At 67.7% G+C, this 17,930-nt stretch carries 23 protein-coding genes and 1 pseudogene; 5 read left to right on the top strand and 19 right to left on the bottom strand.

Features of this window, described 5'->3' with window-relative positions; genetic code table 11:
• The first annotated feature begins 31 nt into the window (after positions 1 to 31).
• Both EV657_RS18695 and EV657_RS18690 read left to right on the top strand, forming a co-directional pair.
• Positions 32 to 703 carry an HAD-IA family hydrolase gene (locus EV657_RS18695; protein ID WP_134079307.1) on the top strand — a complete coding sequence of 224 codons (672 nt, stop codon included), beginning with the start codon at positions 32 to 34 and terminating at the stop codon, positions 701 to 703.
• Between the two features lie 3 nt (positions 704 to 706).
• Positions 707 to 1,900 (top strand): DegT/DnrJ/EryC1/StrS family aminotransferase, encoded by a 1,194-nt coding sequence (locus EV657_RS18690; protein ID WP_134079305.1) that lies wholly within the window; start codon positions 707 to 709, stop codon positions 1,898 to 1,900.
• Between the two features lie 15 nt (positions 1,901 to 1,915).
• On the opposite strand, the gene EV657_RS18685 is transcribed toward EV657_RS18690, so the two are convergent.
• Positions 1,916 to 2,437, bottom strand: coding sequence for a DUF3280 domain-containing protein (locus EV657_RS18685; RefSeq protein ID WP_075785228.1), 522 nt, complete (start codon positions 2,435 to 2,437; stop codon positions 1,916 to 1,918).
• 155 nt (positions 2,438 to 2,592) lie between these two features.
• On the opposite strand from EV657_RS18685, the gene EV657_RS18680 reads away from it, so the two are divergent.
• Positions 2,593 to 3,351, top strand: a complete 759-nt coding sequence (locus EV657_RS18680) for an AraC family transcriptional regulator ligand-binding domain-containing protein (RefSeq protein ID WP_166673737.1) — start codon at positions 2,593 to 2,595, stop codon at positions 3,349 to 3,351.
• Between the two features lie 42 nt (positions 3,352 to 3,393).
• Positions 3,394 to 3,606 (top strand): helix-turn-helix domain-containing protein, encoded by a 213-nt coding sequence (locus tag EV657_RS22795; protein ID WP_134079322.1) that lies wholly within the window; start codon positions 3,394 to 3,396, stop codon positions 3,604 to 3,606.
• A gap of 45 nt (positions 3,607 to 3,651) precedes the next feature.
• Here the strand turns inward: EV657_RS22795 and cysE are convergent, their stop codons facing one another.
• The gene (cysE, locus tag EV657_RS18670) at positions 3,652 to 4,473 is read right to left on the bottom strand and encodes a serine O-acetyltransferase (RefSeq protein ID WP_075785225.1); all 822 of its coding nucleotides are present in this window, start codon (positions 4,471 to 4,473) and stop codon (positions 3,652 to 3,654) included.
• Positions 4,474 to 4,622: 149 nt separating this feature from the next.
• Positions 4,623 to 4,931: a DUF7742 family protein gene (locus EV657_RS18665; RefSeq protein ID WP_075785224.1), complete on the bottom strand. Its 309-nt coding sequence runs from the start codon at positions 4,929 to 4,931 to the stop codon at positions 4,623 to 4,625.
• Here EV657_RS18665 and EV657_RS22790 point away from each other — a divergent pair.
• The gene (locus EV657_RS22790; RefSeq protein WP_371412527.1) at positions 4,930 to 5,049 is read left to right on the top strand and encodes a hypothetical protein; all 120 of its coding nucleotides are present in this window, start codon (positions 4,930 to 4,932) and stop codon (positions 5,047 to 5,049) included. The two genes, EV657_RS18665 and EV657_RS22790, sit on opposite strands and share 2 nt — an antisense overlap.
• Before the next feature lie 293 nt (positions 5,050 to 5,342).
• Here EV657_RS22790 and EV657_RS22785 read toward each other — a convergent pair.
• The 16 genes and pseudogenes from EV657_RS22785 to EV657_RS18585 all read right to left on the bottom strand — a co-directional run.
• Positions 5,343 to 5,654: pseudogene (locus EV657_RS22785) on the bottom strand (DUF2793 domain-containing protein); the annotation flags it as partial.
• Positions 5,647 to 9,546, bottom strand: a complete 3,900-nt coding sequence (locus EV657_RS18655; RefSeq protein WP_134079301.1) for a baseplate multidomain protein megatron — start codon at positions 9,544 to 9,546, stop codon at positions 5,647 to 5,649. The gene EV657_RS18655 and the pseudogene EV657_RS22785, both read right to left, overlap by 8 nt.
• A gap of 3 nt (positions 9,547 to 9,549) precedes the next feature.
• Entirely contained in the window at positions 9,550 to 9,993 is a 444-nt protein-coding gene (locus tag EV657_RS18650; RefSeq protein ID WP_108026940.1) for an NlpC/P60 family protein, read from the bottom strand.
• Positions 9,990 to 10,877, bottom strand: coding sequence for a DUF2163 domain-containing protein (locus tag EV657_RS18645; protein ID WP_134079299.1), 888 nt, complete (start codon positions 10,875 to 10,877; stop codon positions 9,990 to 9,992). The genes EV657_RS18650 and EV657_RS18645 overlap by 4 nt, the downstream gene beginning before the upstream one ends.
• A complete protein-coding gene (locus EV657_RS18640; protein ID WP_113668480.1) occupies positions 10,877 to 11,509 on the bottom strand; it encodes a DUF2460 domain-containing protein in 633 nt (210 codons plus the stop codon). The genes EV657_RS18645 and EV657_RS18640 overlap by 1 nt, the downstream gene beginning before the upstream one ends.
• A 15-nt stretch (positions 11,510 to 11,524) precedes the next feature.
• On the bottom strand, positions 11,525 to 12,193 hold the full coding sequence (locus EV657_RS18635) for a phage tail tape measure protein (RefSeq protein WP_134079297.1): 669 nt from the start codon (positions 12,191 to 12,193) through the stop codon (positions 11,525 to 11,527).
• A 3-nt stretch (positions 12,194 to 12,196) separates the two neighbouring features.
• Complete coding sequence (locus tag EV657_RS18630; RefSeq protein WP_075785217.1) at positions 12,197 to 12,391, bottom strand: rcc01693 family protein; 195 nt, start codon at positions 12,389 to 12,391, stop codon at positions 12,197 to 12,199.
• Positions 12,381 to 12,713: a gene transfer agent family protein gene (locus tag EV657_RS18625; RefSeq protein ID WP_075785216.1), complete on the bottom strand. Its 333-nt coding sequence runs from the start codon at positions 12,711 to 12,713 to the stop codon at positions 12,381 to 12,383. Before EV657_RS18625 ends, EV657_RS18630 begins: the two co-directional genes overlap by 11 nt.
• Positions 12,714 to 12,715: 2 nt before the next feature.
• Entirely contained in the window at positions 12,716 to 13,129 is a 414-nt protein-coding gene (locus EV657_RS18620; RefSeq protein WP_075785215.1) for a phage major tail protein, TP901-1 family, read from the bottom strand.
• Between the two features lie 23 nt (positions 13,130 to 13,152).
• On the bottom strand, positions 13,153 to 13,563 hold the full coding sequence (locus EV657_RS18615; protein WP_075785214.1) for a DUF3168 domain-containing protein: 411 nt from the start codon (positions 13,561 to 13,563) through the stop codon (positions 13,153 to 13,155).
• Complete coding sequence (locus tag EV657_RS18610) at positions 13,560 to 13,901, bottom strand: head-tail adaptor protein (protein WP_113668479.1); 342 nt, start codon at positions 13,899 to 13,901, stop codon at positions 13,560 to 13,562. Before EV657_RS18610 ends, EV657_RS18615 begins: the two co-directional genes overlap by 4 nt.
• Positions 13,901 to 14,497 carry a head-tail connector protein gene (locus tag EV657_RS18605; protein ID WP_113668478.1) on the bottom strand — a complete coding sequence of 199 codons (597 nt, stop codon included), beginning with the start codon at positions 14,495 to 14,497 and terminating at the stop codon, positions 13,901 to 13,903. The genes EV657_RS18610 and EV657_RS18605 overlap by 1 nt, the downstream gene beginning before the upstream one ends.
• A 160-nt stretch (positions 14,498 to 14,657) precedes the next feature.
• The gene (locus EV657_RS18600) at positions 14,658 to 15,845 is read right to left on the bottom strand and encodes a phage major capsid protein (RefSeq protein ID WP_075785211.1); all 1,188 of its coding nucleotides are present in this window, start codon (positions 15,843 to 15,845) and stop codon (positions 14,658 to 14,660) included.
• A gap of 39 nt (positions 15,846 to 15,884) precedes the next feature.
• Positions 15,885 to 16,451, bottom strand: coding sequence for an HK97 family phage prohead protease (locus tag EV657_RS18595; RefSeq protein WP_075785210.1), 567 nt, complete (start codon positions 16,449 to 16,451; stop codon positions 15,885 to 15,887).
• A gap of 20 nt (positions 16,452 to 16,471) precedes the next feature.
• A complete protein-coding gene (locus EV657_RS18590) occupies positions 16,472 to 16,714 on the bottom strand; it encodes a GTA head formation protein, RCAP_rcc01685 family (RefSeq protein ID WP_075785209.1) in 243 nt (80 codons plus the stop codon).
• Positions 16,715 to 16,716: 2 nt separating this feature from the next.
• Entirely contained in the window at positions 16,717 to 17,892 is a 1,176-nt protein-coding gene (locus EV657_RS18585; protein WP_113668476.1) for a phage portal protein, read from the bottom strand.
• Positions 17,893 to 17,930 lie beyond the last annotated feature (38 nt).

Raw genomic sequence — 17,930 nt, 5'->3', positions numbered from 1 at the left:
ACAGGGCGGCGAACGGAAGGACGAGGCACGGATGCGGACGGTGATCTTCGATTTGGACGGCACCCTGGCCGATACCAGCCGCGACCTGATCGACGCGGCCAATGCCTGTTTCGAGACGCTGGGAAAGGGCCGCCCGCTGGACCCCGAGGCCGATGCCGCCACAGCCTTCCTTGGCGGGCGGGCGATGCTGCGACTTGGATTCGAACGTCTGGGGAAGATCAGCGAAGAGGCGCCGGTGGCCGAACAGTTTCCTCTTTTCCTCGACCATTACGCAGCCGGGCTCGACCGCCATACGCGGCTTTATCCGGGCGCGCTCGACGCGGTCGAGAGGCTGCGGGCCACTGGCATCGCGGTCGGGATCTGCACCAACAAGCCTGAAGCCCTGGCCGAAGACCTGATGACCCTGCTCGGCGTGCGCGGGCTGTTCGCCTCGCTGGTGGGGGCCGATACCCTGCCGGTCAGAAAGCCCGACCCGGCGCCTTACGTGCTGGCGGTCCAGCGCGCGGGCGGGCAGGTCGCGCACTCGCTTCTAGTCGGCGACAGCGCAACCGACCGCGCGACCGCGCGTGCCGCGGGCGTACCCTGCGTGCTGGTGACCTTCGGCCCCGCCGCGGCGGAAATGCCCGGCCTCGTCCCCGAGGCACTGATGAGAACCTATGACGAGCTTGACGGCCTCGTCGCCCGTCTTCTGCCGGAAAGCTGAGCCATGGCGCGCCGCTTCACCCGCAGCTTCACCCAGCAGGAACCGATATCCGAGGCCGCCATCGAGGCGGCGGTCGCGGTGCTGCGGCACGGGCGGCTGCATCGCTACAACCTCGCCGAGGGCGAGGCGGGCGAGGTCGCATTGCTGGAGGAGGACTTTGCGGCCTTCACCGGCGCGCGGTTCGCGCTGGCCGTGGCCTCGGGTGGCTACGCGCTGGCCTGCGCGCTTCGGGCGCTGCAAGTGAGGCCGGACGAGCCGGTCCTGACCAATGCCTTCACGCTGGCGCCGGTGCCGGGGGCCATCGCCAGCCTCGGCGCTCAGCCGGTGCTGGTCGAGGTCACGCCCGATTTGGTGATCGACCTCGACCATCTTAAGGCGCGGATAGACGAGACCGGTGCAAGGGTTCTGCTGCTGTCGCATATGCGCGGCCATATCTGCGACATGGACCGGCTGATGACGATCTGCGACGGCGCGGGGGTGCGGGTGATCGAGGATTGCGCCCATACGATGGGGGCCGCCTGGAACGGTGTGGCCTCGGGGCGGCATGGCGCGATGGCCTGCTATTCGACCCAGACCTACAAGCACCTCAATTCGGGCGAAGGGGGACTGCTGATTTCCGACGACCCCAAGCTGATGGCCCGGGCCGTGCTGCTGTCGGGATCCTACATGATGTATCCGCGCCACAGCGCCGCCCCCGCGCCCGAGGTCTTCGAGGATCTCTGGGCCCAGGTACCGAACGTCTCGGGCCGAATGGATGCGCTTCGCGCCGCGATCCTTCGGCCGCAGCTGGCCGACCTGCCCGGCCGGATCGTCCGCTGGGCCGAGCTGTACCGCGCGCTTGAGAATGGACTGCGGACAACGCCGGAGCTTGCGCTGATCGAGCGGCCCGCCGCTGAAAGCTTCGTCGGTTCGTCTTTCCAGGCCCGCCTGCCCGACTGGACGCCCGGCCGGATCGAGGCCCTCGTTGCCCGCTGCGCCGCGCGCGGGGTCGAGCTGAAATGGTTCGGCGCGGCACAGCCGCAGGGCTTCACCTCGCGCTATGCCCATTGGGACTATGCCGCACCCGAGCCCCTGCCCCGGACCGACCGCGTTCTGGCGGGGCTGATCGACTTACGGATACCGCTGACCTTCACCCCCGAGGATTGCCGCGTCATCGCGGAGATCCTCGACGAAGAGATCCGGCGCGACACCGCATGACGCGGCCCCCGGGATCTAGCCGCCATCGAGCGCGGCGGTGCCCGGCAGCATCCGGTTCTTCATCAGCCAGCTAAGCCCGCGCCGCCAGGCTTCATCGGTGTTGCCCCGGATATCGGTCTGATAGAGCGCCAGTACCTCGCCCGTGCGGGCGTCGCGTTCGCGGATGACGATGGTCTGCACCAGGACTGACAGTTTCTGCACCGCCCCGGTAAAAGACCGCTCGGCCCCAAGCCGCGCGGCAATGTCCGCCTCACAGGCGTTGCAGCTGAAGGGATTTCCGTGAAGCGCCAGATCGGCCTCGGCGGGCGCCATGTCGACCAGCCGGTAGCGCCCGCTTTGCGCGACAAGCCTGCGGAACGCATCCGACAGCATCCGCGCCCGCGCCCGTTCGGCCGCGTTGGTGGCGCCGAACTCGACCTCCTGGCTGAAGTTGACGAACTCGATGTCGAAGACCGCAACCGGCAGCGGATCGGCCCGTGCGGAGGCTCCGAAGACACCGGCCAGAAGCAGGATCGGAATAAGACGGCAAAGCGGCATGGGATGGTCCTCCTCCCGCGCAAGCTAAGGCTACGCGGCTTTGCGCGCATGCCATTTCGCGCCACGCTGCACTTGGAGGCGCCGATATGGGAGGATATGTCAGGGCCAGCGCACTGGCGCCGATCAGGTCATGCGTGGACCGTCTCGGCGGCCGGATGGATCGCATCCTGCGTGCGGTCGATCTACCCGTCGGGCTTCTCGACCGGCCCGTTCTGGTGCTGCCCCGGATGGATCACTACGCCGTCCTGCAGGCCGCGGGCCGCGACACTGGCAGCACGGATTTCGGAGCCGAGATGGGTGCCGCCGTTCGCACCGGGATGTTGGGCCCCTACGGCACCGGCACGACCGAGGCTCCGACGCTTGGCGCCGCGATCCGGCGGGCCAATGGCACGCTGAACCGGATGATGCAGACCGACACCGATCTGGTGCTTTGCCGACTGCGGCGGGGGGTGCGCTGGTCGATGGCCTCTCACACCCGGGGCAAGGCCGGGCGTTTCCAGAACGAATTGCCGGCCACCGGCTATCAGTTAGACCTGCTGCGGCATTTCCCGGGAGAGGCCTGGTCGCCCAAGGCGATCCGCATCCGCGACATCGAGCGCGCGCGGATCGCCCATCTCGAACAGCTTTTTCGCGCCCCGGTGTGCGGACCGGACCGAGGCGACAGCCCGGTTCCGGGCATGGAATTCGATGAACGGTGTCTTGCAGCCCTCAACCCAGCGGCGGCATGGACGCGCCCTCGCACGACGCCGCGCCAGAGACCATGCCGACGGCCCCCGATCCCGCGGCCGGCGTGCGTGCCGCCATCCGGCTGGAGCTTTTGCGCGGACGTCCCGGGATCGACCGCGTCGCCGCCCGGCTCGGTCTGTCGCGGCGCAGCCTTCAGCGGCAGCTCCGACCTCTGCGGCGCGACCTGAAGCGCCCTGCTCGACACGGGATTGGTCCGCGAGGCCTAGAACCTGCTGACCAGCGACGGCCCCATCGCCGAGATCGCCGATCAACTGGGCTATGCCGACCCGGCGCATTTCTCCCGGGCCTATCGCCGCTGGACCGGCTTTTCACCTCGCGCCCATCGCCGGATGATCCTCAGCGCCGCCACGCCCGCACCTGTACCAAATCAAACCGCCGATGGCTGCCCCGCGAGTTTCAGCCGGGAAGACAGGGAAGCCTGAGCGCCAAACGTCCCCTCTCGGGATCATCGGACCCGCACCCGTTTTTCAGTCCTCGCTGCAGCCGCAGCCGCCAAGCCGGTGATCCATCATCACCGAAGGCTGGTCGCAGCCCGCCTCGCCCACAATCCGCGCGGGCACCCCGGCGACAGTCGAACAGGGCGGCACGTCCTGCAACACCACCGACCCGGCCGCGATCCGCGAGCAATGGCCGACATGGATGTTGCCCAGAACCTTGGCCCCGGCCCCGATCAGCACCCCGTCGCCGATTTTCGGGTGACGGTCGCCATCGTCCTTGCCGGTCCCGCCCAGCGTCACCGAATGCAACATCGAGACGTTGTCGCCGACCACGGCGGTTTCGCCGATCACGATGGAATGGGCATGGTCAATCATGATCCCCTGCCCCATCCGCGCCGCCGGGTGGATGTCGACGCCAAAGCACTCCGACACCCGCATCTGCACCAGATAGGCCATGTCCTGACGGCCCCGCCGCCAAAGCCAATGCCCCACCCGATAGGCCTGCAACGCTTGGTAACCCTTGAAGAAAAGGATCGGCTGGATATAGCGGTGGCAGGCCGGATCGCGGTCGTAGACCGCTGTCAGATCCGCCCGCGCCGCCCGGCCAAGCCCCGGATCGTCGGCATAGGCCGCATCGGCGATCTCTCGCAACAACTGCTCGGACATGTCGCCGGAGGACAGCTTCATCGCGAAGCGATAGGCCAGCGCGTCGTCGAACCCGGCATGGTGCAACAGGCTCGAATGCATCAGCCCGCCCAGCAAGGGCTCTGCGTGCACGGCCTCCTCGGCCTCGTCGCAGATCCGTTTCCAGACCGGGTCGAGTTCGGCAAGGCGGGGCTTGATCTCGGGCATGGGCGTTCCCTTTCGTTTCCGCCCCATACTACAGCAGATCCGCGCCTCCTTCCAAGATCAAGCCGCGCACGCGCGCAGACGTGACCTTAACCGGCCCGCCCGGGCGCCGAACCGACCCGCCGTCGCCCGTATTCGCGGCGGCTATCGGCTCAGCCCGGGGAGGGAAAGGCCGCCTTCCAGTCCCGCCACGCCGCCAGCGCCGCGAAGACTTGCGCCAGGCATCGGCAATAGTCGGGCTCGTCCAGCGAGGGTTCGGGCGGCAGCGCCCCGCGCTGAACCAGTGCCATCAGCGATCCGTTTCCCCAAAGCGGATGGCCGCGCCCGAACCGCTTGCGATAGGCATCCGCCGCCTCGACCCGCAAGAGCATCGCCTGGAGCGCCCCGGCACGGTCGGCCTGCGGCAAGGTGTAAAGTGCCCGCGCCGCGGCCACCGCATCTCCATGAAGCACCGGACGCATCCCGCCGCCTCAGACGCTGGCCGGAATCGTCAGTTCGGCGAAATGGACGGCAAGCCGCACGGTGCCGCCGGAAAAGTCGCCGCCCTCGGGCGTCAGGGTCAGCGGCATCGGCGCGTAGCCCGTCAGGGGCGAGCCCAGAACCCCGTGCACATAGGAATTGAGCCCCAGGCCGAGGCCCGACCCGAATCGGTTGTCCGATCCGTCCGCGCCCAGCCGCCAGGCGGAAAGCGTGCCCGAGATTGCCTCGATCACCCGCCCGGTCACGCCGAAAACGGTCGCATGGGACGGGATCGCCACACCCGAATCCTGCGCACCTCCGGGCGTCAGGACATGGTCGAACTCCAGCACCCGCAGCGCAATACCTGCACCCGAGGCCGAAACCGCCGCGCCGATGGCAGACCAGGCGCTGCCGGTCCAGCGCATGTCCGCGCCCGCATCGACCACATAGGCCCGCCAGCCTGGCAGCGGGGCGACGAAGACCCAGCCGCCATTGTCCTGCACCGCGATCCGGCCGTCCTGTCCCTCCCAAAGGCCCTCGCCCGCGGCCGGAACGCCCCAGGCCTGACCGTCCGGCACCCCCATTGGCGGGGCCGAAACGGTGACGCTTTGCAGCCGAAGCTGCACCAGCGCGTCGAGCCGGGTCAGCGCCTCGTTCACGGTCACATGCTTCTGAGCCTGCGCCGCCTGCAGCAGCGGAAGCGACAGGTTCGCGGTGTCAGCCATCGATCTCGATCCTCCGATAGGGTCCGGGTCCGAACTGGTCGGACAGTTGCGCCACCTCGAGGGCGGAGGGCGCTGTCGTCCCGTCTGCCGCCTGCATGGCTGCGGTATAGGTCCAGCCTGTTGCGGCGACAGTTTCGGTCCGCAGCACCGCACCTTCGCCGGATTTCACCAGCACCGAATAAAGCTCGCGCTCTTCGCCCAGCGGCACCTCGACCGAGGCCCAACTGTCGCCGTCCACCCGCGTTCGGCGTACCCAGCTCAGCTCCAGATCGCCGCCGGGCGCTCGCACCGCCTTAAGATGACAGGGGGCATAGGGCCGAAGCCCGATCCCGTCGAAGGCCAGCCGGACATGGTCGTAGCTCGGGTCGTCATAGGCCCGCGTCCCGGGGCCGATCCGGTAATGCCGCGCAAGCCCCCGCGCCGACGCGGCAAGCGCGATCTGCGGCACCCGCGCATCAAGCAGCACGACGGTGCTTCCCACGGGCCAGATCTGGGGCATGTCGGCCTCGGTCCCGGCCTGCCCGCGAAGCCTCAGCCTCAGCTCGTAGGTCCGCGGCCCGATCAGTTCGGCTTCGGCGAACTGGAATACCTCCCAGCCCCCGGGTCCGCCCGCCCCGATCGCCGCGACATTGGCCCCGGCCAACAGATCGGCCTCGCCGACCGAGGCAAGGCTGCCCGCCGCAAGCTTGACCCGAAGCGCGGGCCCCCGGTCCCAACGGCCGGGGTCGGCTGCCGCAAGCGGCGTCTCGGTCAGACCGATCACTGCGGACCGGTCGAGCGTCGCGTTCAACGTGTAGCCCGCATCCTCGACCGCCGTGTAGACGTCGACCGTACCGGGCCAGGGGGCCGCGACCGCCGCGACATGGGGCGCATGGGGGACCTCCTCGCCGGTCAGCAGCGGCAAATCGAGGAAGACCGCATGCACCGGCACCGGCGCCACAAAGGCGGCCTGGGCCACGCCGCGATCCTCGAAGCGCGGCGGCAGGTAAAGTCCCCGCTCGACCCGCACTGCCTCGATCTGCCGCGTATCGGCCAGATCGACCCGATCAATCCGGTAATCGCCGGATGGCAGCCGCATCACGTCGCCCGCCCCCACAGACAGCGTCGACAGCGGCAAGGCCAGCCGCACCCGGTCGCGCGCCACCCGGGATTCCGACAGCCAGCGTTCGACGACGGCCTGCCCCTCGGCCGCAGTCAGCACCAGCGGCAATTCGCTGACCGAGACCGCCCGGCTGGCTTCATCGGGAAAGATCGCCTCGGCCGCCCGGGTCTCATAGGCACCATCGGCCTCGACGAAAGACAGGCGCACCCGTCCGGCGGTCTCGGCCCCCGGGGTCCGGCTGTGTTCGATATCGCCGGCCAGATCTCCGGTCTGGGCCAGATCGGCGGGGTCGAGGACGACCCCGGCCCGCCCGTCGCGGTTGAAGAACACGATCCGACCGTCGCGCTCGGCGGCCTCGATGCCGAAAGCCAGCATCAGGGGCTGCAACGCCGACCGTGCCCCGGCCAGGTCGCCAACCGCATAGCCCCGTACCAGCCCGTAGACATCGGACACATCCAGATCGGTCACCCCCGAGGCGGTACAAATCTCGCGGATCACCGCATCCAGAGCCTGCGCCGAGGCCCGTCCGTTCAGCCAGTGTCCGCGCCCGTAATTGTCGCCATCCGACCAGAGCGTCCGGTTCCCGGGAAACTGCGGATAGGGCCGCGCATCCCAGGCCCAGACATGCGCCCGCGACAGATCCACCATCGGCCCGCCGTAAAGCGCCGAAACCGGGTTCGCCGCCGGATCGCCCCAATAGCCCAGCATCGCCCGCAAATACTGGGTCTGGATCAGGTCGTCGCGGGCGCCGGTCGAATAGGGCGGCAGCGCGCTTTCCGAGGATTTGGCATCGCTGAACAGGTTGGGCGCGTTGGTTCCCTTGTCGACCGCCGGACAGCCCAGTTCGGTGAACCAGATCGGCTTCGACTGCGGAACCCAGGTCGTCGGCGTCGCACTGCGGACCCCGTCGATCCGGTCGTGATGGGTGCTCTGCCACCAGTTGCGGATGTCCTTGTAGCGCCAGACCCAGGGCTCGCCATGAGCGCCATCGGTGATCGCACTGCGGATCTGCGCGTCGCGGGCAGCCTGCGAGGCATAGTACCAGTCGAACCCTTCTCCACCCTCGATATTCGCGCGCAGATAGTCCAGATCGTGGATCGCGCCCCAGGCGGCATCGGCATGATCGTCGCCGTCGCGCCAGTCCGACAGGGGCATGTAGTTGTCGATCCCGATGAAGTCGATCGCCGGGTCCGCCCAGAGCGGGTCGAGATGGAAATGCACGTCGCCCGGAGCGGTCTCGGGGTGATAGCCGAAATACTCGCTCCAGTCGGCAGCATAGCCGATCTTGCAGCCGGGCCCGAGGACGGCACGCACATCCTCGGCCAGCGCACGCAGGGCATCGACCGCGGGAAACCGCCCGGACCCGCCGCGGATCGTCGTCAGACCGCGCAGTTCGGACCCGATGCAGAAGGCCGACACGCCCCCCGCCAACGCGCAAAGATGGGCATAGTGCAGGATGAAGCGTCGATAGCTCCAGTCATCGGTCCCGGCATAGGCAACGCTCTGTCCCGAGGCAGTGAAATCCTCCGGCCGAGCCGTGCCGAAGAACAGCGCAACCTCGTCTTCCGCGAACCGCGTGCCATTCGTGGTGAAGGGATGGCCGGGCGCGAAATTCAGCGTGATGCGGCCGCGCCAGGGCAAGGGCGGCTGACCCGCCGCGCCGGTGTAGGGGTCGATCAGCGCATTGCCCGGCACCTGGTCCATCAGGATGAACGGATAGAAGACCGGGTCCTGACCGCGCGCGTTCAGCGCCCGGATCGCCTCGATCACGCTGGCATCGGCAGGCGTGCCGCCATAGATCGGCCGCCCGTCGACATGGGGCACGATCTCGGCCGCGCTCCGGCTGAGCCCCGCCACCCGCCAGGGCATCGGGTTGCCGTCGAAGCCTGTCTGTTCGACCTTCGGCCGAAGCCGCGCGACCGGCGCGCGAAGGTCCGAGGCGAACCAGCTGACCACCAGAGAGACCGAACGCACATTCGGCAATTCGCCCTGCAGCATGTCGAGCGATGTGGCGATGTCGGTCTTGCCACTCGGCGAATTGACGTTCGCCGATACCGCCTGACCCGGCCCGTAGGAGAAATGAACCGGCGTCGTTGCCAGGGCATATTCGCCGGTGCCCGGGATCAGCGACACGCCCTGCACCAGCGCGGGCAGATCGTCCGTCGCTCCCGCCGCCCGCCGCACGACCTCGAAGGACAGTTGCGGCACGCGGTTGCCGAAGCGTGCAAGCTCCATGTCCTCGATCACCACATAGGCGATGCCGCGATAGGCCGGAGCCCGCCCCGGCCCCTCGACCGCCTCGATCAGCGCATCGGGCAACTGATCTTCGGACCCGTCATAGACGCGCAGCGTCAAGGATTGCGGCTCGATCTCGGCGCCGTCTGCCCAGATCCGGCCGACCCGGGCGATCTGGCCCTCGCAGAGTGCGATCCCCAGACTGACCGAATAGCTGTATTCCTTGACCTTGGGCTTGCTGGGCGCGCCTTTTCCTCCGCCATGCGTGCTGACCGTCTCGCGAAAGCGCGAGGCCCAGATCACCTGCCCCGCCACCCGCGACCGCCCCCATAGCCGGCCGACGGCCGCGCCCTCGCTGGCGCCGGTCAGGCGGAACCTCTCGACCTTTCCGGTCTCGACCGCCTGCGATCCGCTGCCAAGAAGCTGCTGGTCGATCACGCGGCCCAGCGTGGCGCCCACGGCCCGTCCGATGACCGCGCTCGACAGCCCCAGGACCGACCCGCCCAGCGCCGAGCCGGCGGCCGCTCCGGCCGCCGACAAAACAATCGTTGCCATGGGTCAGATCCCCTCGGGAAAGGCAAAGCGGGCCACGATCCGCCGCGCCCAGGGCTGGGAAAGCGAGCTTTCGACCACACCGCGCCCCGAATAGGCGTGGATGAAACTCGGCGCCTCTTCGACCCGACCCTGAACGCCCAGATGCTTGGCAACGGTGTCGTCGCGCATCCGGAACAGGATCACATCGCCCTCGGCGGCCTCTTCCAGCGGTTTGGCGATCAGATGCCGCCCGGCCGCGCGCCACAGGATCTCTTCGCCCTGAGGCTCGGACCAGTCCGGCGTATAGGGCGGCACCTCTTCCGGCTCGCGCCCGTAAAGCGACCGCCAGACACCGCGCAGAAGCCCGAGGCAATCCGCCCCGGCACCGCGCACCGATCCCTGATGCCGATAGGGTGTCCCGATCCAGCGGCGCGCCTCATTGGCGGCGCGTTCTCCCATGATGGTCATGATTTCAGACTTCCCCCGTCGTTCAGCCCCGAGCGGGTCGGATAGCTCATCAGCCAGTCCTCGCCCGGAATATGCGGAAACCCTCTGAAGTTGAGGAAATTGTCGAACTTGTCCCGGCAGGTCTCTGCCCGCCGGTCGCAGCCCGAGACCAGCCGCAGACTGTCGCCCGCCAGGACGGTGCCGCGGATCTCGGACCAAAGCTCGATCACCCGCCCCCCGCTGTCCTCGCGGTCCCCCTTGATGGCGCCCACCAGCCCCGCCGCCGGCCCCGACACCACCTCGAGCCGCCCCTGTTCGAACCAGCGTGGGGCAAAGCCCGACAGTCCGGCGATCCGGAACAGGCGTCGTCCGGTCACGCTTGCCACAGGAACGACCGTCGAGAAATCGGGATGAGCGGTGTCGAAGCGGCAGGCCGCATCGCCCAGAACCGCCCCGCAGGGCGCCTGATAGACCAGACCTTGCGGCTGGTTCAGCGCCTCGGACAGACCGCGCAATTCGGCCTCGAAGACCCCGGCCGTCCGGGTCATCTCGCCCAGCGTGCCGGTGAAGATCAGCGCGTGCTGGGCGGCATCGCGCCAGTTCACCATCCAGATCCTCAGCGCCGCACCGTCATAGCGTCCGGCCGAAATGTCCTCTTCGGTGATCGCCTCCGAACTCAGCGCCGACACGGCCGCCGAGTTGTCGACCGAAAGGCCCGTGGTCTGGCTCAACGCCCGCGCCGTCATGCCGGTATCGGCGCGGAAGGTGATGCCCGCGAAGGTCAGATCGCGGTCGTGATCGGTAAAGCCCATGACCACGCCGTCCTGGCGCGTCAGCGCCCAGGCCCTGGCAAGCGTCGTCGCGCCGCTTTCCAGATGGGCCTGAAATGTCGCCGAAAGCGGCATCAGATCCGTAGCTCCACGACCGGGACCGAGGGGACTTCGCCCGCCCGGAAACTCTCGACCGAGGTCTGGATCCGGTCGGTGTCGAATCGCACCGGTACATCGAACTCGAAGCCCGCGGTCACCACCGCGCCCATCCCCGGCGGCTCGGCCAAGGTCACGATCCCCGTCGATGTCTCGATGGCAAAATCGACCGGGGCAAACAGCTGGCGCCCGTCGACTGCGACAGACACCGTGCCGGCCACCGGCTTGGCGATCGGGCGCAGATAGGACTGGCTGCCCGAGGCATAGGTCTTTCTCAGCTGGAACTCGACAGTGCTGGCATCCCCGATCCCGATCACCTGATCTTCTGGATCGACCGCGCCCGACGGGCGGCAGGACTTGTAGTCGGACCAGTCCTTCCAACGGAATCCGTAAAGCTGGCCGCGCCGCGCCTCGAAGAAGGCGATCAGCTGCTCTACATCGTCGAGCGAACTCATCGCGACCCCCGCATCGTAGCGCCGCCGGGCATGTTCCCAAGGCGAGTTGCGCTCCTCATAGCCATTGGCGAGCGTCACGATCTCTGTTCGGCGCTCCGGACCGCCGACCGACCCGAAACTCAGATTGGCCGGGAAGCGGACTTCATGAAATGCCATGGGCTCTGTCCTCCTTCACCTGTTCCGCTGGCCGCGCGACAGCAGGCGGCTCATTTCGGCCGCGATCTGACTTTGGCTGCGCGCGAATCCCTGCACGTCAGGCGTACTGATGTTCATGACGATCTGGATCGGGCGCGACGACCCGCTGCCGTCCGACCGGACCCCCAGCCGGCCATCCGCCCCGCGCGACAGCGGCAGGATCGCTTCCGGCCCCGCCTCGCCCATCAATCCGGTCGCCCCCCGCATCGGGAAATAGGTCGCCTGGCCGACGATGCCCCCAGAGGCGAAGGGAATGACCCGCCCCTGCAAGAAGGGCGCACCCCGGGCAAAGGGAAGTGCGGCGCCCAGAAGCCCCTCGATACCGCCGGCAAGCAGACCGCCCAGCTGGTTCTGCACCGGCTTGACCGCTGCGGCATAGGTCGCATTCGCAACCGAGTTTGCGACCGATTTCAATGCATCCGACAGTTTCATTCCGTCGAAGACCAGTCCGTCGAAGGCCCCCCTCAGGCCGCGACCGATGGCATTCGACAACGAGCTGACCTCTCGGTTCGTCAGCGTCAGCGAGTCCCGCATCCGCACAAGTTCCACCTCGAAGGCCGCGGCCGTACCGCTCGCTCCCCCCAAGGTCGTCTCCAGCGCCTCCAGTTGCGCCTCGAAAGACTCGATATCCTCAGCCTCGGCCATGGCCTATCCTTCGTCCCTCAGTTTATCCGGAAAGGCGCGGGCCAGTTCCTCCAGCCGCGCACGGCTCATGGGGGCGGGCCCGCCTTCGGCCCCCAGCATCAGCATCAGTTCCGCAGGTGTGAGATCCCAGAACTCGGACGGCCTCAGACCGAGACCGCGAATGCCTGCCCGCATGAGGCCGCCCCAGTCAAAGCCCATCGTGCTTTGCCTCCGGCAAGGTGAAGGCCCGGGCCAGAAGCTGCGCGGCCGCCTGGGCCGCGGCGATCGGACCGCCGCCGATATCGGCTTCGGCAAGGTCGGCAGTCGTGCCCTTCCAGCCGCCCCCCCGAAGCCCCGCCAGCAACAGCGCAATCACGTCGCGCGTCGCGAAATGCCCTTCCTCGTAGCGCTCGATCAGGGTCAGCAGGGTGTCGGCGCCCAGCGCCGCCTCCAGCTCGGCCAGGGCACCAAGCGTAAGCTTGAGAACCTGCCGTTCTCCATTGACCATCAGCGCGACTTCGCCTGCGTGGGGGTTTGGCATGCTCAGATCGCCGTAAAGTTGAGGACACCGGCCGAAGCAAGCGTCATTTCATAGGTGGCTTCGCCATTGTGGCTGCCGGCATATTCCAGGCTGCTGACCTGAAACCGTCCCTCGACGATCCCGAAATCCGGGATCACCAGCTGAAAGACCGGCATCAGACCCTCGAAGAAGACCTGTCGCGCGCGCGTGTCGGTTTCCGCATCCTTGAAGACGCCCGATCCGGTGATGGCGGCCGACTTGACGCCCGCGCCCGCCAGAAGTTCGCGCCACCCGCCCTGGCTTTCCAGGCTGGTCACGTCCACAGGCTCGGCATTGAAGCTGATGCGCGAGGCCCGCAGACCCGCAAAGGTCGAGAAGTCTCCCGCGCCCGAGATATCGACCTTGATGAGAAGATCCTTGCCGTTCTGCGCCGTCATTTCGCGTACTCCAGGTGTGTCATTCAATCGTCCTCGACCCGGACGGAGAACCGCAGGTCGATGCGACGCTGATCCTGCGCGCCGACACGTCGGGCGCGGGCACGGTCGAACCACAGTCCGACCACCCTGCCCCGAACCAGCACAAGCGGTGCCTCGGTCAGGGCATCGGAAATGGCCCCGGCGGCGGCTTTCGCCCGGGCGAATCCCGCCTCCTCGCTGACGACCGATATCGTCACGAGATGCAGCGCGCCGCCCGCGTCCTTGTCGGACGCATCACGGACCTCTTCTGGTCCGAGGCTCACATAGATCGGCGGAAGGCGACCCGCGGGCACGGCGTCATACACCGCTTCGCCCACAATCGCGGCAACGGCGGCATGCCCCGAAATCCGCTGAAAGATCGCAGCCTGCAAAGCGGCCGCCATGCCATAGCTCATGCCGCCAACTCCTCTTCGGCGAGGCAGGCCAGATACTGCCCGCGCGTGTCGTGCTCGGTCACTGCGCGGATGCGGAACGACCGCAAACCCTCGCGGAACCGCTGACCGGCAACGGGCCGCTCCGGGGCGCCCGGAGGAGCGCCGCGGACCACGATCCGGTACAGCACCCGCGACAGGGCCAGTTCCTCGCCGGACTGTTCGCCGCCCGAGCGCACCGTGACCTCGGCCCACAGCGTGCCGCGCGCCACCCAGGTCTCGGAAAAGCCACCGGCACCGTCGGCGACCCGCACCGGCACTTCCAGCTCAAGGCGCCGGTTCAGGATCGGGGACCTCGCCATCACACGCCTCCCGGTGTCATCCGAAGCCTGCGCCAGCGGTCGGTCAGGGCCGCGATCCCGAAGGGCATCGCTCCGCCGCCCACGGTCTGCTCCAGCCGGTTCTCATAGTAATGCGCCGCCAGCAGCAGCACGGCATGGCCCAGATCCTCGGGCACCGCCGCCCAGTCGGAACCGAAGCCCGCTTCGAAGTCGATTTCGGCGCTGCCTTCGAAGGGAATCCCGGGCATCGAACCGCCCGCGCCGCGCACCACCGGCAGATGGGCATCGGCCAGCAGGTGATAGCGCTCGGGCGCGACCGGCACCGCCACGCCGCCCCGGTCAACGATCCGGATCTCGGTCACCGCCCGCACCGGAGCGACCGGCAAGGACTGGCTGCCCCCGTGGCGCCAGCCATAAAGCACATAACTGAAACTTCGGGAAATCAGCACTTTGCCGGTCCGCGCCTCGATTGCCGCCAGCGCCGCGCGCAGCAGCGTCTCCAGATAGGCGTCCTGGTCCCCGGCATCGGCAAAGCCGGTTCCGAGGCGCAGGTGCGCCTTGAACTGCGCAAGCGGAAGCGCCGCAGCCGGCACCGTCGTCTGCTCTATCAGCATCATCTTTTCCGTCTCTCCGCTTTCCCTCGACGCAAGGTTGACGCGCGCCGGCCCGTCCCGCTCCGATGGAGGGAGCACCGGGGCGGGCCCCGGGGGACCGGCGCGCGTCTCACCGGCCCACTGTCGGGGCCGGGTTTGCTGGTGCAGGCCAGATCCGCCGGTGTCAGGCGACCGAGAACTTCAGCACCTTGATTGCGGCAAAGTCGCTGACATCGCCGCCCACGCGCTTGGTGGCGTAGAAAAGCACATGCGGCTTGGCCGAGAAGGGATCGCGCAGCACCCGCAGATCGGGGCGTTCGGCGACGGTATAGCCGGCCTGGAAGTCGCCAAAGGCGATGGCCGCCGCGTCCGGTGCGATGTCGGGCATATCCTCGGCGATCAGCACCGGATAGCCCAGAAGCCGTGCGGGCTCGGCCGCAGCCAGACCGTCCGACCACAGAAACCGCCCGTCGGCATCCTTCATCTTGCGCACGGCGCCCGCAGTCTTCGAGTTCATCACGAAGCTGCCATTCGCCCGATAGACCGCGCCCAGCGAATAGACCAGATCGAGGATCGCGTCCGACGGCGCGCCCACGTCGAAATCGCCATCGGCGCCGGTGGCGACATAACCGAGGCTGCCCCAGCTCCAGCTTGCTTCGGCGACCTTGGGATGGCTGAGGAACCCGCGCGGCTTGTCGGTCCCGTCGCCCAGAATGAAGGCCGCGGCCTCGGCCCGCGAGAACTTGTCGGCAATCCGGCCTGCCAGCCAGCCCTCGATATCGAAGGCACTGTCGTCCAGCAGGCGCTGGCTGACCTTCGGCATCGCCGACAGCTCGTGCAGCGGGATCGTCACCCGCTCGATCTGCGGCGTCCCGGTCTCGACCTGGCTGCCGGTCTCGCTGGACCAGCCCGACCCGGTATCCGCATGATCGACCAGCACGTCATAGGAACTGGCCTCGACCGTCACCACCTGGGCAATCGACCGGATCGAGGCCGTCGCGGTCAGCACCGACTTGATCGTGCTCGCCGTCTCGGGGTCGATCAGATAGCCGCCGTCGCCGGCGACAGCCGTCGACATGGCCTTGCCCTCGAATTCGAGCCCGCGCAGCGCATCGTCGTCGCCGGACCTCAGATAGGCGCCGAAGGCCTTCTTGTGGGGCACCTCGATCTCGACGGCGCGGGACAGGGCGGGACGACCCGCCGTGATTTGTGATTTCCGGTCGAACATGGTCAGTCGCTCTTCCTGTTGCTTGAGCCTCGATTTCACTTCCGACTGGAACCCCCTGAAATCGATCAGGAAGTCCTCCAGAGCTTCACGCATCTCCATAGCGGGACCATGGGCCCGCCCGGCCTTGATTTCGGTCTCGGTCATGTTGGCAGTCCTGTCTGGGAGTGAGATTTGAAGAGGGAGCTAGCCTTCGGCCAGCATCCGGCGGGCGCCCGCAAAGGCCTCCGCCAGGTCGCGCAAGAGCTCCTCCGCGGTGCCCTCCGCCTTGGTGCCGACGCGCGCGTCGGCCAGCATCGGAAAGGTCACCAGCGACACCTCCCACAGCTCCAGTTCGGCCAGCAGACGGTGCCCGCTGTCATCCTTGCCGGCCCGCTTGGTACGATAGCCGATCGACAGCCCGTCGATGGCGCCCGCCGCAACCAGCGCCACCGCCTCGCGGCCCCGCGCCACGTCGGTCAGGATACGGCCCTTGACATACAGCCCGCGGGCATCCTCGCGCACCTCGTCCCAGACCCCGATCGGCTCGCAGGGATCGTGCTGCCAAAGCATCTTCACCCGTCGGCCTTCGGTTCCCATCTGCCGCAGACAGGCGGTGTAGGCGCCGCTCTGGACGATATCGCCCCCGTAATCGGCGGCGCCGAAGACCGAAGCATAGCCCTCGATCACCGCGCCATCCTTCAGCGCCAGCGGCAAGGTATCGCTCTTGCAGAACTTGCGTTCAAGTGCGATGCCACTTTCGTACTCCTTCATCACCTCTGTCCTCTTCGCTTCTAGGGCGTCGAAATGGCGGACAGGATCGAGGCGATCCCCTCTGCCAGGATCACCGCCACGATTCCGTAGACCGTCAGCCACATGCGCTTTTCGATCTGGTCCAGCATCTCCTCGATGCGTTTCAGGCGGTATTCGAGGGCGCTCCAGCGCTCCTCCATCACCCGCTCGCTGGCCTCGATCCGGATATGCGTCGCGTCGAACGGGGCGTAGAGAAACCGCGAGCCGGACCGTTGCCCGGCCACGGTTACCTGCCCTCCGGCCGCCTCGGCAGGCCGAGCAGCGCGCGTTTCTCGTCTTCGGTCAGGAAGTCGGCTTCGGAGATTCTTTTCCATTGCGTATCCCGCTCTGCGGCCAGCGCCGGCACCTGATCGAGATCGGGCCGAAGCGAAACCGCGGCGCCGCTGAAATGGGTCAGGAACTCGGCCACCGCTCCCGCGACCTTGGCCACCAGCGGGACCACGGTCAGCCGGTAGAAGGCGCGGTTTGCCTCCTGGTAATTGGCATAAGTTGCCTCGCCCGGGATACCCAACAGCATCGGCGGCACCCCGAAAGCCGTGGCAATCTCGCGGGCCGCGGCCTCCTTGGTCTTCTGGAATTCCATGTCCGAGGGCGAGAACCCCATCGGCTTCCAGTCGAGCCCGCCCTCCAGCAGCATCGGCCGCCCGGCATTGGCCGCCCCCTGATGATAGGACAGCATCTCATCCTGCAGCCGGGCATATTGCTCTTCGCTCAGCGTCGACTGCCCCTCGCCGCCGTGATAGACGATTGCCCCGGAGGGCCGCGCGGCGTTGTCCAAGAGCGCCTTCGACCAGCGCGAGGCCGAATTGTGCACGTCGATCGCGGTCGCCGCCGCCTGCATTGCAGACAACCCGTAATGGTCGTCCTGCGGATGGAAGTTCTTGATATGGCAGATGGGCGGGACCGCCCCTGTCATGTCGAACCGGTGCTTGCGCGCGCCCACCATGTAGTCGTAGGCAACCGGCCAGCCATCGGCCCCCGGCACCAGCCGCATCCGGTCCGACCGCAGCACATGCAGCTCGAACGGCAGCCCGCCCTCGCCGCCTACCGCCTCGAGATATCCGTTCCCCGACAACAGCAACTGACCGTAAAGCGCCTCCAGCAGCTCGGCCCGTCCCTGCGCCGGATTCGGCCGCTTCAGCAGATCCAGCACGGGATGCGCCTCATAGCGCCGCTCGTCATCCTGACAGATCAGCGGCAGCGCCGCCGCGGACTCCGCGATCAGCTTCACCGCACGAAAGCCCACGGGATTTCCGTTGAACCCCGACCGGATCAGCGAACTCGTATCGCGCGGCGTCCAGGCCGCGCGCCCTGCCCCCGCCCAGGCGATCACCGGGCCGGTGGCCGAGGCCTTGGTCTCGGGCAGTCGTTCCGTCGCACGGCGGAAAAGGTTGAATTTCATTGCAGATCATCCTCCGATTTCCGTCGGTTTCGCCGACG

This window comes from Rhodovulum visakhapatnamense (genome assembly GCF_004365965.1).
Taxonomy (GTDB): Bacteria; Pseudomonadota; Alphaproteobacteria; order Rhodobacterales; family Rhodobacteraceae; genus Rhodovulum; species Rhodovulum visakhapatnamense.
The sequence above is the reverse complement of the archived record's forward strand: the minus strand, read 5'-3'. Positions and strand labels throughout refer to the sequence as shown.

Coding starts and splice junctions, on each gene's coding strand:
- EV657_RS18680 (WP_166673737.1), top strand. CDS start 2,593: ATGGATCGCATCCTGCGTGCGGTCGATCTACCCGTCGGGCTTCTCGAC.
- EV657_RS18595 (WP_075785210.1), bottom strand. CDS start 16,451: ATGAAGGAGTACGAAAGTGGCATCGCACTTGAACGCAAGTTCTGCAAG.
- EV657_RS18695 (WP_134079307.1), top strand. CDS start 32: ATGCGGACGGTGATCTTCGATTTGGACGGCACCCTGGCCGATACCAGC.
- EV657_RS18630 (WP_075785217.1), bottom strand. CDS start 12,391: ATGGGCTTTGACTGGGGCGGCCTCATGCGGGCAGGCATTCGCGGTCTC.
- EV657_RS18615 (WP_075785214.1), bottom strand. CDS start 13,563: ATGAGCTATGGCATGGCGGCCGCTTTGCAGGCTGCGATCTTTCAGCGG.
- EV657_RS18645 (WP_134079299.1), bottom strand. CDS start 10,877: ATGCCGCTTTCGGCGACATTTCAGGCCCATCTGGAAAGCGGCGCGACG.
- EV657_RS18600 (WP_075785211.1), bottom strand. CDS start 15,845: ATGACCGAGACCGAAATCAAGGCCGGGCGGGCCCATGGTCCCGCTATG.
- EV657_RS18605 (WP_113668478.1), bottom strand. CDS start 14,497: ATGATGCTGATAGAGCAGACGACGGTGCCGGCTGCGGCGCTTCCGCTT.
- EV657_RS18610 (WP_113668479.1), bottom strand. CDS start 13,901: ATGGCGAGGTCCCCGATCCTGAACCGGCGCCTTGAGCTGGAAGTGCCG.
- EV657_RS18585 (WP_113668476.1), bottom strand. CDS start 17,892: ATGAAATTCAACCTTTTCCGCCGTGCGACGGAACGACTGCCCGAGACC.
- EV657_RS18635 (WP_134079297.1), bottom strand. CDS start 12,193: ATGGCCGAGGCTGAGGATATCGAGTCTTTCGAGGCGCAACTGGAGGCG.
- EV657_RS18650 (WP_108026940.1), bottom strand. CDS start 9,993: ATGACCATCATGGGAGAACGCGCCGCCAATGAGGCGCGCCGCTGGATC.
- EV657_RS18640 (WP_113668480.1), bottom strand. CDS start 11,509: ATGGCATTTCATGAAGTCCGCTTCCCGGCCAATCTGAGTTTCGGGTCG.
- EV657_RS18690 (WP_134079305.1), top strand. CDS start 707: ATGGCGCGCCGCTTCACCCGCAGCTTCACCCAGCAGGAACCGATATCC.
- EV657_RS18685 (WP_075785228.1), bottom strand. CDS start 2,437: ATGCCGCTTTGCCGTCTTATTCCGATCCTGCTTCTGGCCGGTGTCTTC.
- EV657_RS18625 (WP_075785216.1), bottom strand. CDS start 12,713: ATGCCAAACCCCCACGCAGGCGAAGTCGCGCTGATGGTCAATGGAGAA.
- EV657_RS18655 (WP_134079301.1), bottom strand. CDS start 9,546: ATGGCAACGATTGTTTTGTCGGCGGCCGGAGCGGCCGCCGGCTCGGCG.
- EV657_RS18620 (WP_075785215.1), bottom strand. CDS start 13,129: ATGACGGCGCAGAACGGCAAGGATCTTCTCATCAAGGTCGATATCTCG.
- EV657_RS18665 (WP_075785224.1), bottom strand. CDS start 4,931: ATGCGTCCGGTGCTTCATGGAGATGCGGTGGCCGCGGCGCGGGCACTT.
- cysE (WP_075785225.1), bottom strand. CDS start 4,473: ATGCCCGAGATCAAGCCCCGCCTTGCCGAACTCGACCCGGTCTGGAAA.